Genomic DNA, 17,279 nt, shown 5'->3' with positions numbered 1-17,279 from the left:
TAGAATTGGTTTATATTTACTTAACTAAACCAAAATTATGAACTGGATTCTAGGTGCATTTATATTACTGATACTATATATTCTTTTTGATAAAAAAAGAAATAGAAACAAAAGGAATGCTCAACTTCAAAAATTAAAAGAAAGCTGGGGACATCCAAAAGGATTAACTGATTTTAATTTTGACAAAATAGCATCATACCATCACGCATTAGGTCATAATACATCGTATCAAACAATTAGCAAAACTATTAATCAAGATCTTGATTTAGACGATACGTTTACTTATCTAGACAGAACACACTCCTTAATAGGACAACAATACTTATATCACAAACTGCACACGATTAAGTCACCAGAAGAAGTAAGAGACCTTGATCAAACAATTAATTTCTTCAGAACTGACAGTGATGAAAGATTAAAAGTACAAATGCTACTAAGTACCTTAACGAATAGAAGTATATACTACTATCACACTCTATTCACCCATAACATCACAATAAACCGGTTCAAACTAAAACTAGCTTATGTATTGAATATCATTACAATTAGTTCTTTACTATTAAGTTTACATAGTTTAATCTGGATACTAGTATTACTTCCGGTATTTAGTGTCAACTTGGTCTTACATTATAAAAATAAATATGCGCAATATGATCAGCTAAGTGCTACACAAAACTTTAAACATATTCTTAATTCAACTAGTCAGTTACTAAAGATGCAAAAGTTATCTACAGCATATAATTTTACCGAAACAAAAAAAGCTATACCTACACTGCGCAAATTAAATACACTAACCTATTTTTTCACATCAGACAGCGCTATTAAAGATGAGATAACTACATTAGTAATGTTCCCTATAGAACTACTAAAAATAATGCTTAATATCGAAGTTATAACCTTCGAATCTTTTCTTTTAAGAGCACAACATGCTAAAGAAGAGCTAAAAACTTCTTTTGAAACAATTGCAAAGATAGATACAGCAATCTCAATAGCTTCTCTACAAACAAATAATCGACTATGTCAACCTGTATTCCACAATAGCAAAGAAATACAAATAGAAAACCTAATCCATCCATTAATCGAAAATTGTGTAAGTAATACAATACATTTAGAAAATAAAAGCCTGCTACTAACAGGTTCTAATATGGCAGGTAAAACTACATTCATAAGAGCATTGACCTTAAATACAATATTAGCTCAAACAATAGGATATGTATTCGCTACATCTTATAAAGCTAATTTTTACCAAATCAATAGTTCTATCCGAATAACAGATGACTTACATAATGACACTAGTTATTACCTACAAGAAGTAAAACAAATAAAGCGTTTTATAATACAATCAAATACTACAGATCCACAATTATATGTATTAGACGAAATACTAAAAGGAACTAATACAAAAGAAAGAATCTCCGCTGCGTATGCTATACTTAAATATCTAAATAAAGAGAAAGATATAGTTATTGTATCCACACATGATCTAGAGCTCATTGAACTACTAGAGAAAGAAGGTTATCAATGTCAATACTTACAAGAAAGTATTGTCAACAATGAGTTACATTTTGACTACAAATTAAAGCTAGGTCAACCACAAACAACTAATGCAATCAAAATATTAGAATTAAATGATTTTCCTACTGAGATTACAGATTTAGCATATAACACAAAAAAAATGTTCAGTTAGCTAACTGAACATTTTTCTATTTCTTCATCTAAGCATTCAAATCTTGAATTCTGAGATTTAAATTCTGGAACGATTATCTTTAATTGTTTCACTAAGTACTCTACATCATCCTGTCCCTCATTCTCACACACATAGTTACACATCATCTCTAGATTCGCTTTTACCACATCTAAATCTTGATTACGTACTTTTGCAATCATTATCTTTTCATGATGTGTCTTCACCGTATTCTCATCATTAGCGAGTAACTCTTCGAAGATCTTCTCTCCTGGTCTTAGACCAGTAATCTTAATATCAATATCTTCAGGATAACTATAACCACTCAGTCGTATCATACGTTTAGCCAAGTCAAATATCTTCATAGATTTCCCCATATCGAATACAAAGATTTCTCCTCCATTCCCCATAATTGAAGCTTCTAATACTAATTGACAAGCTTCAGGAATCGTCATAAAGAAACGTGTAATATCTTGATGTGTTACAGTTAATGGTCCTCCAGCATCTATTTGACGCTTAAACAATGGAATCACAGATCCATTAGAACCAAGAACATTTCCAAAACGAGTAACTATAAAGCTTGTAACACCATTATCTTTTAATGTAGATACATATAGTTCAGCTGCACGTTTAGTTGCCCCCATAACGTTAGTAGGATTAACAGCTTTATCTGTAGAAACCATTACAAACTTTGATACTCCAAATTGAACTGATAAGTCTGCAATCACTTTAGTCCCCTTTACATTGGTATGAATAGCTTCATAAGGGAATGATTCCATTAGAGGAACATGCTTATAAGCCGCTGCGTGATATACTAAATTAGGTCTATAAAGTTCAAATAAAGATTCCATCTTCTTTGTATCCCTAATATTCCCAACAACATAGATAATGTCATTACATTTATTAGAAACCATAGTCTGTTGCACATCATATAAAGGAGATTCAGCATGATCTACTAATATAAGTTTCTTAAAATTAAATCGAGCTACTTGTCTAGCTATTTCACTACCTATAGACCCAGCTGCTCCAGTAATCAATACTACTTTATCATCAATCTCTTTACCAATAATAGGGTTATCTAATTGTATTGCTTTACGTCCAAGTAAATCATCAATCTTTAACTCTTTAATTTGCTTATTTGTATATGAACCATCTAACCAATCTGTTGCTGGTGGAATTATTTTAATCTTTACAGGAAGTTTCTCTAATACCTCTGATATATCATTTAATCTTTCTCTAGTGATATTTTGAATTGAGATAATAATTTCATCTATACGATTACTAGTAACATAAGTCTCATCAAGAATAGAAGGATTATAAATTCTGTAACCTCCTAGTCTATTTCCAGATTTACTATTATTGTCATCCACAAAAGCTACTATATGTGTTCTAACTTTTGTATCTCCTTGCAGTGCACCAACAGTAATAATACCAGAATCTCCAGCACCATAGATAATCACGCGTTTATGATTTCTAACATCTAATACATAACTACGATAAAATTGACTATAAAACAAACGAGCTAAAATAAGCATCGCTGAAGTAAAGAATAAATGCAGTAATACAAATGAATACGAATATCTTAAATAAGGCTCTAAACTATTCCCTAAGAACTCATTTCTTTGTAGCAAACTCACAATCATCATGACTGCTCCTGAAAACAAGCAAGAAATAAAAATAGTCTCGATATCCTTTATGCTTGTCTGTCTGATAACACCTTTAAAAGGTTTAAATATCAAAAAACTAACAATATAACAAACTAATAATACAGGTATTCTCTTTAACATTAATTCGATAGAGAAATTACCAAAAAAATTAGTTAACAAAAGGTTAGATATAAAATAGGTAAACAAGACAATCAACAAGTCTATTACAAATATGATACCCCTAGGTGTATCACGCTTTAACTGTCTTTTCAGCGCATTATTCATACGATTTTCTTTTGGTAGCAATTATTACAATTTTTCTAAATGCAAATATAATGCATAAAATGTCACATTTATTACTCTTCACTAGAAAATACAGTGTCTTCACCCTTTTCCTAGATTATTTAATCTTTATGAACATATTAACAACTAACACTACACTAAAATTAACAAATAGTAAATATATACAGATGATCCCTTCGAAAATCTAAAGGATTAGCACAATTATAAAATACATATAAACAAAAAATCCCCAACCTCATACGAGATTGGGGATTCTATAAAGAAAGGCGGCGACATACTCTCCCACTGGTTAGCAGTACCATCTGCGCTAGCGGGCTTAACTTCTCTGTTCGAAATGGATAGAGGTGAGCCCCGCTGCAATAACCACCTTAAATCGGTTGTTACACGATTGAGCGTAACTAATATTTTTAACTATATTGATATTTTAAACTTAACTATACTTTAGAAAGTTGCCCTCCCCTTGTATTTAAACAAGGGGAGATTCACATAAGCTTACGGGTTATTAGTACTACTCGACTTTGACATTACTGTCTTTACATCTATAGCCTATCAACGTTGTAATCTCCAACGACCCTTTAAAGAAATCTCATCTTGTGGTGGGTTTCGCACTTATATGCTTTCAGCGCTTATCCCTTCCCAACGTAGCTACTCTGCGATGCCCCTGGCGAGACAACAGATGCACTAGAGGTTGGTCCAATTCGGTCCTCTCGTACTAGAATCAGATCCACTCAAATTTCTAACGCCCACAGTAGATAGAGACCGAACTGTCTCACGACGTTCTGAACCCAGCTCGCGTGCCACTTTAATGGGCGAACAGCCCAACCCTTGGGACCTTCTCCAGCCCCAGGATGTGACGAGCCGACATCGAGGTGCCAAACCCCCCCGTCGATATGAGCTCTTGGGGGAGATCAGCCTGTTATCCCCGGCGTACCTTTTATCCTTTGAGCGATGGCCCTTCCATGCGGAACCACCGGATCACTATGCTCTACTTTCGTACCTGTTCGACTTGTTAGTCTTTCAGTCAAGCTCCCTTATACCATTGCACTCTACGCACGGTTACCAAGCGTGCTGAGGGAACCTTTAGAAGCCTCCGTTACTCTTTTGGAGGCGACCACCCCAGTCAAACTACCCACCAAGCAATGTCCTCCCCAATAAGGGAGTTAGATCTCAAATAAGCAAAGGGTGGTATTTCAACAATGACTCCACAACGCCTAGCGACGCCACTTCACAGTCTCCCACCTATCCTACACATCACTTATCCAAGAACAATACTAAGCTATAGTAAAGGTGCACAGGGTCTTTTCGTCCCACTGCGGGTAATCGGCATCTTCACCGATACTACAATTTCACCGAGCTCATGGCTGAGACAGTGTCCAGATCGTTACACCATTCGTGCAGGTCGGAACTTACCCGACAAGGAATTTCGCTACCTTAGGACCGTTATAGTTACGGCCGCCGTTTACTGGGGCTTCAATTCAATGCTTCTCAACAATTACTCATCGATAACATCTCCTCTTAACCTTCCAGCACCGGGCAGGTGTCAGGCCCTATACGTCATCTTACGATTTTGCAGAGCCCTGTGTTTTTGATAAACAGTCGCCTGGACCTTTTCACTGCGGCCAGCTTGCGCTGGCGACCTTTCTCCCGAAGTTACAGGTCTATTTTGCCTAGTTCCTTAGCCATGAATCTCTCGAGCGCCTTAGGATACTCTCCTCGACTACCTGTGTCGGTTTACGGTACGGGTACTAATAATCTAAGTTTAGAAGCTTTTCTTGACAGCCCTTAGGCACACTATCTCGTTGTCCGAAGACTCAAAGTACTATCGCATTTCTCCAAGTCTGACGCATTTTACTATCAAACCTATAGGTACGTGCTTCAACGAACTATTCCGTCAGTTCGCGGTGCTTTCATCACTGTGTCACTCCATCACAATTATCAGTAGTACGGGAATATTAACCCGTTGGCCATCGACGTCCCCCTTCGGGTGTGCCTTAGGTCCCGACTAACCCTCAGCTGATTAGCATAGCTGAGGAAACCTTAGTCTTACGGCGGGGGTGTTTCTCGCACCCCTTATCGTTACTTATGCCTACATTTTCTTTTCTAAAAGCTCCAGCAATTCTCACAAATCACCTTCTGCGCCGTTAGAATGCTCCCCTACCACTCACGTCCTAAAACGTAAATCCATAGCTTCGGTAGTATACTTATGCCCGATTATTATCCATGCTCGATCGCTCGACTAGTGAGCTGTTACGCACTCTTTAAATGAATGGCTGCTTCCAAGCCAACATCCTAGCTGTCTGGGCAATCAAACCGCGTTTTTTCAACTTAGCATACATTTGGGGACCTTAGCTGATGGTCTGGGTTCTTTCCCTCTCGGACATGGACCTTAGCACCCATGCCCTCACTGATGATTATCATTACTTAGCATTCGGAGTTTGTCAGGAATTGGTAGGCGGTGAAGCCCCCGCATCCAATCAGTAGCTCTACCTCTAAGTAACTATCGATCATCGCTGCACCTAAATGCATTTCGGGGAGTACGAGCTATTTCCGAGTTTGATTGGCCTTTCACCCCTACCCACAGGTCATCCGAAAACTTTTCAGCGTTAAACGGTTCGGTCCTCCATTTAGTGTTACCTAAACTTCAACCTGCCCATGGGTAGATCACACGGTTTCGCGTCTACCACTACTGACTTAAGCGCCCTATTAAGACTCGCTTTCGCTACGGATCCATGACTTAATCACTTATCCTTGCCAGCAACGGTAACTCGTAGGCTCATTATGCAAAAGGCACGCCGTCACCCCACTAAGGGGCTCCGACCGCTTGTAGGCGTATGGTTTCAGGATCTGTTTCACTCCGTTATTCACGGTTCTTTTCACCTTTCCCTCACGGTACTGGTTCACTATCGGTCTCTCAGGAGTATTTAGCCTTAGCGGATGGTCCCGCCAGTTTCAATCAAGGTTTCACGTGCCCCGACCTACTCAGGATACCACTATTCTTATCTTCTCTTACCAATACGGGACTATCACCCTCTTCGGTTTACCTTTCCAGGTAATTCTTATTAAATCCGCAAGAAATGTCGTGGTCCTACAACCCCAAAATTGCCGTAACAACTTTGGTTTGGGCTATTCCGCGTTCGCTCGCCACTACTTACGGAATCACTTTTGTTTTCTTCTCCTCCGCCTACTTAGATGTTTCAGTTCAGCGGGTTCGCCTCCATATTGGATAGTATGTCTTCAACATACTGGGTTGCCCCATTCGGATATCTACGGATCAACTCGTGTGTGCCAATCCCCGTAGCTTTTCGCAGCTTATCACGTCCTTCTTCGCCTCTGAGAGCCTAGGCATTCCCCATACGCCCTTATTTTGCTTATGTGCTTACAATTCTTTCGAATCGTACTTTCTATATATTTCTATATCTTTTTTATTCTTTCTAACTGTTTTGTTAGTTAAGTTTTATCAATATGTCAATGAACTTGTGGCGAATCGCCACTGATAATTAAACCAGTTTTGATTTTATGCCGTAGTGGAGAATATCGGAGTCGAACCGATGACCTCCTGCGTGCAAGGCAGGCGCTCTAGCCAGCTGAGCTAATCCCCCATATCTAGTGTTTGGTTAACAGCTTACAGTTAACAGTAACTTTTGGGCGGTTAGTTTAACCTCTAGTATTTCCTTCAAATTAGTAAATTAGTAGTCCCGGGCAGACTCGAACTGCCGACCCCTACATTATCAGTGTAGTACTCTAACCAGCTGAGCTACGAGACTCTGTATTACTTAATTCTTTTATTCTTTTTTTTTGGTATTAACAGCGAGAGTAAAGTATCATACTTCTATAATTATTCTCTAGAAAGGAGGTGTTCCAGCCGCACCTTCCGGTACGGCTACCTTGTTACGACTTAGCCCTAGTTACTAGTTTTACCCTAGGCAGCTCCTTGCGGTCACCGACTTCAGGTACCCCCAGCTTCCATGGCTTGACGGGCGGTGTGTACAAGGCCCGGGAACGTATTCACCGGATCATGGCTGATATCCGATTACTAGCGATTCCAGCTTCATAGAGTCGAGTTGCAGACTCCAATCCGAACTGAGACAAGCTTTGGAGATTCGCATCCTGTTGCCAGGTAGCTGCTTTCTGTACTTGCCATTGTAGCACGTGTGTAGCCCAGGACGTAAGGGCCGTGATGATTTGACGTCATCCCCACCTTCCTCACGGTTTGCACCGGCAGTCTTGCTAGAGTCCCCGCCACTACGCGCTGGTAACTAACAATAGGGGTTGCGCTCGTTATAGGACTTAACCTGACACCTCACGGCACGAGCTGACGACAACCATGCAGCACCTTGTAAATTGTCCGAAGAAAAATCTGTTTCCAAATCTGTCAATCTACATTTAAGCCCTGGTAAGGTTCCTCGCGTATCATCGAATTAAACCACATGCTCCACCGCTTGTGCGGGCCCCCGTCAATTCCTTTGAGTTTCATTCTTGCGAACGTACTCCCCAGGTGGGATACTTATCACTTTCGCTTAGCCACTCAGTCCGAAAACCGAACAGCTAGTATCCATCGTTTACGGCGTGGACTACCAGGGTATCTAATCCTGTTCGCTCCCCACGCTTTCGTTCATCAGCGTCAATAAGTACGTAGTAACCTGCCTTCGCAATTGGTATTCCATGTAATATCTAAGCATTTCACCGCTACACTACATATTCTAGTTACTTCCATACTATTCAAGTCAAACAGTATCAATGGCCGTGTCTTAGTTAAGCTAAGAAATTTCACCACTGACTTATCTGACCGCCTACGAACCCTTTAAACCCAATAATTCCGGATAACGCTCGGATCCTCCGTATTACCGCGGCTGCTGGCACGGAGTTAGCCGATCCTTATTCTTACAGTACCGTCAAGTCCCTACTCGTAGGGAGGTTTCTTCCTGTACAAAAGCAGTTTACAATCCATAGGACCGTCATCCTGCACGCGGCATGGCTGGTTCAGAGTTGCCTCCATTGACCAATATTCCTCACTGCTGCCTCCCGTAGGAGTCTGGTCCGTGTCTCAGTACCAGTGTGGGGGATCTCCCTCTCAGGACCCCTAATCATCGTTGCCTTGGTATGCCGTTACCACACCAACTAGCTAATGATACGCATGCCCATCTTATACCGATAAATCTTTATTATCAATACGATGCCATATCGATAAACCATGGAGCATTAATCCGAATTTCTTCGGGCTATTCCCCTGTATAAGGTAGGTTGCATACGCGTTACTCACCCGTGCGCCGGTCTCAAAAAAGCAAGCTTCTTCTACCCCTCGACTTGCATGTGTTAGGCCTGCCGCTAGCGTTCATCCTGAGCCAGGATCAAACTCTTCATCGTATATTTTTAATTTCGTAAATTAAAAAAGTATAATTCCAAATCTTAGCGATTTGCCTTACTCTCTTATTTGTATGCTGTCAATCCAATATGTTTATGAACGTGTCTTGTTATTTTATTCTCACTTGTTTTTCAAAGCGAGTGCAAAAGTAAAAACTTATTTCGAATTAGCAAAACTTTTCTATAAAATATTTCTCTTTATTTTTTCGCTCAACTCCCGTTTTTACTGAAGCGGACTGCAAAGATACTACCTTATTTTTTACTTATCCAAATTTATTTTTGTAAATTTTTTAAAGCTTATTTTTTAGTCGCTCTTGCTTCAATTTTTGTTTATGATCGTCTGCCTCTAGAGTCGTTATCACTTCTCTAATGCGGATGCAAAAGTAGTATCTTTTCTCTTACTTCCAAACTTATCTTTGCCTTTTTTTCAATGTTTTTAAAAAGTATTTCATAACTCATTATTATACCACCTTTTACGATCGAAAGTTTTTTTGTCTTTTTTTAAAGGTTATAGCCTTATACTATCTCTATACTATATATATGTAAGGTTGGATGGTGGAATGTATTTAATATTGTACTCTATTATATATATGTAATAATTGAGAATATACCTTCTTATGCCCTTTCTGTCTATTTCTAAATGTTACTTTATCCTACCCAAAGGTGTTTTATCTACTTTTTTGTAGTTGATCTACTTATATAGGTATGCTTTTTTAGAAGAAAAGTCCCTTATTATATGGCTATTATCTTGTTTCGAAGAAAAACAGATGTACTTTTTTTATTCTCATATTGAGCAATTATCCTCACAAGCAACTGTATATCAGCAAGTAAAGTATATTACCAGTATTATATTTCTAAAACCTAAATACTCCCTAATCACAGTAATAGCAAGCCTTCATACCTACTTCTTCAACACTGCTTCAACATTTCTCCAAGATTACTCTACCTGAGCACCTCTTTCTTGAACCAATATTGAAGAAGTCTTGTCGCGCTCTTGAAGGGGGTTAACTTATGATGACAATAAAAAAGCCCTAGACTATATAGTCCAGGGCCGTATATGAATATAAAAATGATTCTTATTTCTTTAATATTTTTGCTCTAACACGCTCTCCTCCAACATTTATATTCAATAGATATACTCCTCGTTCCAATTCTCTCATGTCAATCACTGCACGATTAGTCGCTGTAAAATTAAATCGTTTTACTAAACGATTACTTAAATCAAAAACCTCTACTTCTGAAATAGTAAATACTTTATCCTTTGTAACTTCGACATTTGCGATATCTTGAACTGGATTTGGCCAAATCACTATATCTTCAGGCTCTACACCTTCAATAGTTGATATCTTTTCTATTCCTTCTAAATCTCCATTGCTGATTAGTAAACTAAAGTCCTGTCTACCATACGACAATTCGCCTTTATGGCTCACTACCACTTCATATTCTCCTGCTTCAGGGTTTACAATTTCTATTCTCTCCAGATTGTCGACATCATTATCTCCTTTTAGTGCATTGAGGTTACTTCTGTTTTTATTTAAATACCAAGGAAAATATTCTTCTCCATCCTTGTATAACCTAATATCTAAATCGTTGATCAGTTTATTATTCTTAAAGCTTCCTTTTAATTCATTCGAATCAAACAACGCTTCCCTATCTGTCCAACTTAATGTGACTAACAATCTCTCTGAAGGATTATCTAATTTAAACTTATATCGAAAATCTTTTTTATTAAGCAAAACACTTTCTTTTAGGACTGCACTGTCATCATTTACATTCTTTATGAATTCTATTCCCCTTTCTGCATTAATCATTCCCCATCCTATTTTATTCGTTGGGTACTTTTCTTCTAAGTATTCTGCTGTATGAGTCATCAGTCCGCGTAACGTAGCAGAACGCATCGGAAAATCATGTAGTTGTAAATACCCTTGCTGCCAAAGAGTCAAAATAGCTGATACAACTGGCGATGCCATAGAAGTACCACTCATCTCTTTATATACACCTACTGAAGGACTAGCATTATGATATCTCGGCAACTCGTACGCTGAAGATATAATCTTCACTCCTGGTGCAGCGATATCAGGCTTAATCCTAAAATCACCTGTTGGGCCATAACTACTAAACTTAGCCACGCTTAAACGATCTGAGCTATCTACACCTACTGCGGCTACTACAACAGCATTCTTTGCATTCGTATTACCTAATAATAAATCATTACCATTCATAGTAGGATTAATTTTATCATAATACTCCCTATCATTACCTGCAGAAATTACTGGTTGATAATATGGATATGTATAAGTAAGTTTATCCAACTGATAAGCATCCTTGTTATAATATCCAAAATAAGTAGGAGGAACTAGTGGATTATCATAATCATCTAATGCTGCTATCCCATAAGAATGATTAGATATCAATAAACCCGATTGGGCTGCTGAGGCCATCTCTACTATATCATTATCCCAATCATAACTCCATACACTAGCTTCAGGAGCTAATCCCTTAGCTGGAGCATAAGCACCACTTGCTATTAAGGTACCAGCTACATGAGTCGCATGATTTTTTCCAAGTTCTGCACGTTCTAAGTCTTCGCCATTAAGCTTCGCAATATTGATATCTGGATCTTTTAAAATCACACGGCTCGAAGCGCCACTCTTAAACTCTTGATGCTGCTCAAAGGCAGGCTTACCATCCCATAGCCCTATAATCATATTTCTACCCTGAAGATTGACTCTCTGTCTACCTCCTTTCGAAATATTATCTACACCTGTCAGGCTACGTGATAACGCATTCTGAGTAGCGTAATAAATAGGAATTCCTTCATTATCTACAGTTCTCAACTGATAAATACGTCCATCCTTATAAACTCCCTTAGTAGGAACACTATATTGTTGCTGAAATCGTAAGACAGCTTCTTTATCTGACATTACCTCTCTGCTAAACTGCTGTATAATCTCTTTGTTCTTCTGTTCATCCTGTTGGCTCTTTATCTCATTTCTCAATTGAGGACTCTGAGCAAACAGTGAACTACTAAATAATAAAGCATATACTATACTTCTTATATCCTTCATCAATACCAATGTGGTTAAAATTACATTCTTTAGAAGTTCAAATATATGATTGTGTTCTAAAAAAACTCTTATTATGCAGATAAAAATACAACCAAAATAAACAATCTTTATCAAAAAGAAATATAAATATACCTTAAACTTATGCTCTTTAAATACATATCACCACATTTAGATACAAGGCAATACAGATGAATTACCATACGGTTATCCTTATTTTATTCATTCATAATAAGGTATAATGTATAGGACAGATTTCGTTGAATCACACATAAATCTTTATATTTGGACAAATCTAACAGTAACCTTAATATTTATGAAAATCAAAAAGACCGTACTTGGTGTAGTTGCAGGGGCATCTATTTTGTCTATTTCTTGTGACAAAGTAAAGAACGAAGCTGCTTCATCAGGAGATTGGAATGAAAGTAATGCTTTCTTTAACGAAAGCACATTGCCATACTATACAGCAGACTTTGACAAAATTAAAGACAAAGATTTCAAACCTGCATTATTAGAAGGAATGCGTCGTCAAATGGAAGCTATCGACAAAATAGTAGCCAATACAGAAGAACCAACTTTCGAAAACACTTTAGAAGCACTAGAGCGTTCTAGTGAATTACTAGATAGAGTAAGTTCTGTATTTGGGTTATTAACAGGAGCTCATACTAATGATGAACTTAAAGCAATTAATTCAGAATTGGCACCAAAGTTTGCTGGTCATAGAGATGCTATATACTTAAATGATGGCTTGTTCCAACGCATTAAAAAGCTTCATGACAATCAAGCTTCTCTGAATCTAAATGAAGAACAGAATAGACTACTGAATGTATATTATGAAAACTTCGAGAAATCAGGTGCTAATTTATCTCCTGAAGATAAAGAGAAATTAAAACAACTAAACCAAGACATTGCTACTTTAAACAATCAGTTTGGGGATAAATTATTAGCAGCTACTAAACAAGGTGGAGTTAAATTCACTAAAGAAGAATTAGCAGGATTATCTGATGACGAGCTTAATGCCATCAAACAAGAAGATGGTAGTTATGTAATCGCATTAAACAATACTACACAACAACCAGATCTAGATAAACTGACCAATAAAGAAACTAGAAAGAAACTATTCGATCAGGCATGGGTAAGAGCTGAAAAAGGAGATGACAATGATACCAAAGCATCTATCCTATCTCTAGTGAAAAAACGTGCTGAGAAAGCTAAGTTAATGGGATTCGCTAACTATGCAGAATGGAGTCTACAAGGCTCTATGGCACAGAATGCTACTAATGCTACTAAAATTCTGAAAGACCTAAGTCCTTATGCAGTAGGAGCAGCTAAAGAAGAAGCGGCTGATATCCAAGCATTAATTAATAAAGAGGCTGATCCATTCACGCTAACAGCTGCTGACTGGAACTACTATGCTGAAAAAATCAGAGAAGAAAAGTATGCATTAAATCAAAATGAGCTTAAACCTTATTTTGAGATGAATAGTGTATTAGAGAATGGAGTGTTCTATATGGCTACGCAATTATATGGGCTAAGCTTTAAGGAACGCAAAGATATCCCTGTATGGCAAGAAGATGTAAAAGTATACGAAATCTTCAATGAGGATGGTAGTCAGGTAGGGTTATTCTACACAGATTACTACCAAAGAGATTCTAAACGCGGTGGTGCATGGATGAGTAATATCGTAGGTCAGTCTAAATTATTAAACAGACTTCCTGTAATCTACAATGTAGGTAACTTCCCAAAACCAGCGAAAGGTCAACCTACTCTATTATCTCAAGATAATGTAATCACGATGTTCCACGAGTTCGGGCATGCATTACATGGGTTCTTTGCTAATCAAACTTACCCTACTCTATCAGGTACTAGTGTATCGCGAGACTTCGTAGAGTTCCCTTCACAATTCCACGAGCACTTCGCATTCGAACCTTCTGTATTAAAGAATTATGCTAAACACTATAAAACAGGAGAAGTAATCCCTGATGCTTTAGTTCAAAAAATGAAAAATGCAGGAACATTCAATAAAGGATATAGCATGACTGAGTTATTAGGTGCTTCTCTATTAGATATGGAATGGCATACTGTGTCTACTGATAAGAATATCACTGATGTACTTGCTTTTGAAAAAGAAGCTTTAGCTAAATATGGTTTAGACTTACCTACTGTACCTCCTAGATACCGCAGTACTTACTTTAGCCACATCTTCGGAGGTGGATATGCTGCTGGATACTATTCATACAAGTGGTCAGAAATGTTAGACTTCGACGCTTATGATTGGTTAGAACAAAACGGTGGTATGACTCGTGAGAATGGTCAAATCTTTAGAGATAAAATCTTATCTAAAGGAAACTCTGTTCCATTAGACAAATTATACAAAGACTTTAGAGGTAAAAACCCTACAATAGATGCTTTATTAAAGTACTCTGGTTTTACGAAGAAGTAATTGAAATAGAATAAAAACCCTCCAGCTGGAGGGTTTTTTTATACATTTACTACTGAACTAATATTTCTATCTTAAAAACTTTTCACTGATAACGTAGTGATAAGCTATATAAAGTAAATAAAAGTTATTTTGTTGTAACACTAAACAGCCAAGCTAAAGCATTCGCTGTAAATTGTGAATTATAAACTGTCTGATTCGTTAAAGAAGGGGTTCTTCCATATCCTGACTTACCTATAGGTCTATTATTACTATCTACTAAAAAAGGACAAATATTATCACTTCTCATAGCTCCGCTAGTTCCACTCTGTGAGTTAAAACCACCATCTCCTGCCCACACAAAATTAAGTTCTTTGTGCCTAAATGCAAAAATATTACCATTCGAATCTCTAGACAGTACTTCTATATCATTTATTGCTCTTCCTAAAGAGTTTGGTTCTATAGCTATACCTGTTGTAGCATCATCTCCTAATTTTTTATTGCGAATATCCCCAAATGGTCCATTTAAAACTGGATCATCAACATTAAGAATAGAACAAATAGTTCCTGAACGAGTACCTATATTTACAGCACTAATATTAGTTGTGCCTAATACAGCATTCAATAAATAATAAGTACTTGCATTATCATTTGCATCTGTTACTGCTAAAAGAGCCCCTCCTGACCTAACATAGTTTGCTATTGCTATGGCTGCAGTCTCATTCATTCTTGTATTATAACCTATACTGATTAAAGCTGGGTTAGAAGTATTTATTTCAGAGGCAACATTATTAATCGTCGAATCATTATTAACGATCACTGTAATACTTCCCTCCATAGCTACTGTGCTAGTAGGTAAAGATCCAAAATTATTTGGACTATCTATAAAAGCCTTAGAATGTCCTCTATCAAAACCGTAACCATAACTAGTTTTATTCGAGTAAGTCAACATTTTCTTTGAAGACAATGCTAATGTTACATCAAAACTACAAGTAGAAGCTCCTACACTTGTTGGCATATTAAGTATCATAGTCTTCTTATCATTATTTGTTGGTGTTCCTTTTCCATATAATACAAAAGCTGTATCATCTATAAAAATCTCCTTCTTTGTAAAAACTCCTTTTGCTTCAAAGTAAATACCATCAACAGTATTCGTCACAATATGATATTCGCCAGGTTCCACAACCTCCATTATTATAGTAACATAATTTGAGGCATTAAGTGGTGTACCAGCTCTATACTTACCGAATACTTGTTGATTGCCCGGAAAACAATAAATTTTCAACACTGCTTCTTTAGATTTGACAGGTAAGTTATATACACAACTAGCACTAACAATATTCTCATTACTTGCAGTTGGATTATATTCTTTTATACCTTGAGAAGACATTTGTATAACCATAGGTAAAGTAGTCCCGCCTACCGTAGGTTTTCCTGTATTAACAATCGGTCTCATCTCTACCATCTGAATATCATTCGTAGCAACATTAAACTTAAAGTCAACTATATCAGATTCAAACTCTATCTTTTGTGTCTGAGTTGAACTAATTTCAATTACACCTCTTACTTTTCCTCTCCCTGTGGCGATAACCTTAACAGGTACCATAATTTTATGAGAAGTAGTTAATGGTTCATTCTTTAAAAACTCTCCAACAGAGGTCACTTTAGTACAATCAATAATAACCTCAACCTTCGAAATTACTGCAAAATATGGATATACACTTGGTGTTTCACCTTGTTCTACTTTTACATAAGAATTACTAATAAAATCCAAATCAGTTTGCATAGGCCACGTAGGAGTACCATAACCATCCAATTCAATAATAGCCGTTTTACTACTAACTTCTTGAGATGTCAATGTTCTTGTTTTCTTAAAGTAAATCCCGTTAACAGTAGGGGTGGTAATTGTTACAACTCCACCTTGAGAAATATTATTAATAGTAACACGCATTTTCCCCGTAGTTTTAACGTCATTTAAATCTACTCCCGTATAAAAGTTACCAATCTGCTCTACTTTAATTATATCATAAGTCAACGCTCTTTTCTCTACTTCATTACTAAGTGTGCAGGTTGCTAGTTTCTTATTCAGAAAGAACTTAATTGTATCCTTTTCACCAGAAACCCCATTAGTACGTTCATATCCTTTTACAGGAGTTCCATTTCCTTTTAAAACTAAAGTATAATCGCCTTTTTGAGGAAAAATACCACTAGCTAAAAAGCTATAACCATTCTCCTTCCCCGTATTATCATAAGCAATAGCCTGAATTTCATAAGATCCTGGTATACTAACACTAACATCGACTGTAATAACATTTTTTCTAGAATCTAAAAACACACCTTCAATATAGTCTCCTGTAATCTTTATTGCTCTACACTTATCATCAGGTATAATAAATGTTGCAGGACCAACATCCCCACAGACATTCATCCATTGTTGACGACTTGTGTTATAAAATTCAACACACTCTATTGTTGTATTATAAATAACCATTCCGCCTAGTAATTCATGACTAGGAATCCGCATACGTTCTGTTGTAGACATACGAGGCAATAAAAAACCTTTTTCTTTAGAATTTAATTCTAAAAGGCTAAAATTCAATGGATTTAACGCATCAGAAGAAGAATCATCTGATATTTGGGTACCTTTTTCTGTCAATACCTGTGCTACACTTATCTGAGTTGGGCCTAACACATAGAAAAGGAGAATCAACAGTACAGTTCTGATGCTTTTATTTAAACTTATATGTTGTATCATAAACTTCATTTTTTTGATAAAAACTAGGGAATCTATTCTTCCCTAG

Annotated in this window: 5 protein-coding genes, 2 tRNA genes and 3 rRNA genes; 2 read left to right on the top strand and 8 right to left on the bottom strand. The window is 37.0% G+C overall.

Annotated elements, in window-relative coordinates; all coding sequences use genetic code 11:
- Window positions 1-37 precede the first annotated feature (37 nt).
- The gene (locus E0Z07_RS10745) at window positions 38-1,687 is read left to right on the top strand and encodes a MutS-related protein (RefSeq protein ID WP_039329087.1); all 1,650 of its coding nucleotides are present in this window, start codon (window positions 38-40) and stop codon (window positions 1,685-1,687) included.
- On the opposite strand, the gene E0Z07_RS10740 is transcribed toward E0Z07_RS10745, so the two are convergent.
- From E0Z07_RS10740 to E0Z07_RS10710, 7 genes are all read right to left on the bottom strand, one after another.
- Window positions 1,684-3,615: a polysaccharide biosynthesis protein gene (locus tag E0Z07_RS10740; protein ID WP_006260845.1), complete on the bottom strand. Its 1,932-nt coding sequence runs from the start codon at window positions 3,613-3,615 to the stop codon at window positions 1,684-1,686. The two genes, E0Z07_RS10745 and E0Z07_RS10740, sit on opposite strands and share 4 nt — an antisense overlap.
- Window positions 3,616-3,894: 279 nt before the next feature.
- Window positions 3,895-4,004: ribosomal RNA gene (gene rrf, locus E0Z07_RS10735) — 5S ribosomal RNA — on the bottom strand.
- 111 nt (window positions 4,005-4,115) lie between these two features.
- A 23S ribosomal RNA gene (locus E0Z07_RS10730) occupies window positions 4,116-7,007 on the bottom strand.
- A gap of 151 nt (window positions 7,008-7,158) precedes the next feature.
- A tRNA-Ala gene (locus E0Z07_RS10725) sits at window positions 7,159-7,232 on the bottom strand.
- A gap of 91 nt (window positions 7,233-7,323) precedes the next feature.
- A tRNA-Ile gene (locus E0Z07_RS10720) sits at window positions 7,324-7,397 on the bottom strand.
- An 82-nt stretch (window positions 7,398-7,479) separates the two neighbouring features.
- A 16S ribosomal RNA gene (locus E0Z07_RS10715) occupies window positions 7,480-8,997 on the bottom strand.
- The 16S, 23S and 5S rRNA genes sit together here with 2 tRNA genes alongside, the layout of an rRNA operon.
- A gap of 1,073 nt (window positions 8,998-10,070) precedes the next feature.
- Window positions 10,071-12,062: a S8 family peptidase gene (locus E0Z07_RS10710; RefSeq protein ID WP_039329085.1), complete on the bottom strand. Its 1,992-nt coding sequence runs from the start codon at window positions 12,060-12,062 to the stop codon at window positions 10,071-10,073.
- A gap of 313 nt (window positions 12,063-12,375) precedes the next feature.
- Between E0Z07_RS10710 and E0Z07_RS10705 the strand changes: the two genes are divergently transcribed.
- Window positions 12,376-14,502 (top strand): M3 family metallopeptidase, encoded by a 2,127-nt coding sequence (locus tag E0Z07_RS10705; protein ID WP_039329083.1) that lies wholly within the window; start codon window positions 12,376-12,378, stop codon window positions 14,500-14,502.
- Window positions 14,503-14,626: 124 nt separating this feature from the next.
- Here E0Z07_RS10705 and E0Z07_RS10700 read toward each other — a convergent pair whose 3' ends face one another.
- Complete coding sequence (locus E0Z07_RS10700) at window positions 14,627-17,233, bottom strand: hypothetical protein (RefSeq protein ID WP_131540730.1); 2,607 nt, start codon at window positions 17,231-17,233, stop codon at window positions 14,627-14,629.
- Between the last annotated feature and the right edge of the window lie 46 nt (window positions 17,234-17,279).

This window comes from Myroides odoratimimus, from assembly GCF_004337635.1.
Taxonomy (GTDB): Bacteria; Bacteroidota; Bacteroidia; order Flavobacteriales; family Flavobacteriaceae; genus Flavobacterium; species Flavobacterium odoratimimum.
The sequence above is the reverse complement of the archived record's forward strand: the minus strand, read 5'-3'. Positions and strand labels throughout refer to the sequence as shown.

Bases quoted from the DNA above. Each gene is read 5' to 3' on its own strand.
- E0Z07_RS10745 (WP_039329087.1), top strand. From the start codon at position 38: ATGAACTGGATTCTAGGTGCATTTATATTACTGATACTATATATTCTT.
- E0Z07_RS10740 (WP_006260845.1), bottom strand. From the start codon at position 3,615: ATGAATAATGCGCTGAAAAGACAGTTAAAGCGTGATACACCTAGGGGT.
- E0Z07_RS10710 (WP_039329085.1), bottom strand. From the start codon at position 12,062: ATGAAGGATATAAGAAGTATAGTATATGCTTTATTATTTAGTAGTTCA.
- E0Z07_RS10705 (WP_039329083.1), top strand. From the start codon at position 12,376: ATGAAAATCAAAAAGACCGTACTTGGTGTAGTTGCAGGGGCATCTATT.
- E0Z07_RS10700 (WP_131540730.1), bottom strand. From the start codon at position 17,233: ATGATACAACATATAAGTTTAAATAAAAGCATCAGAACTGTACTGTTG.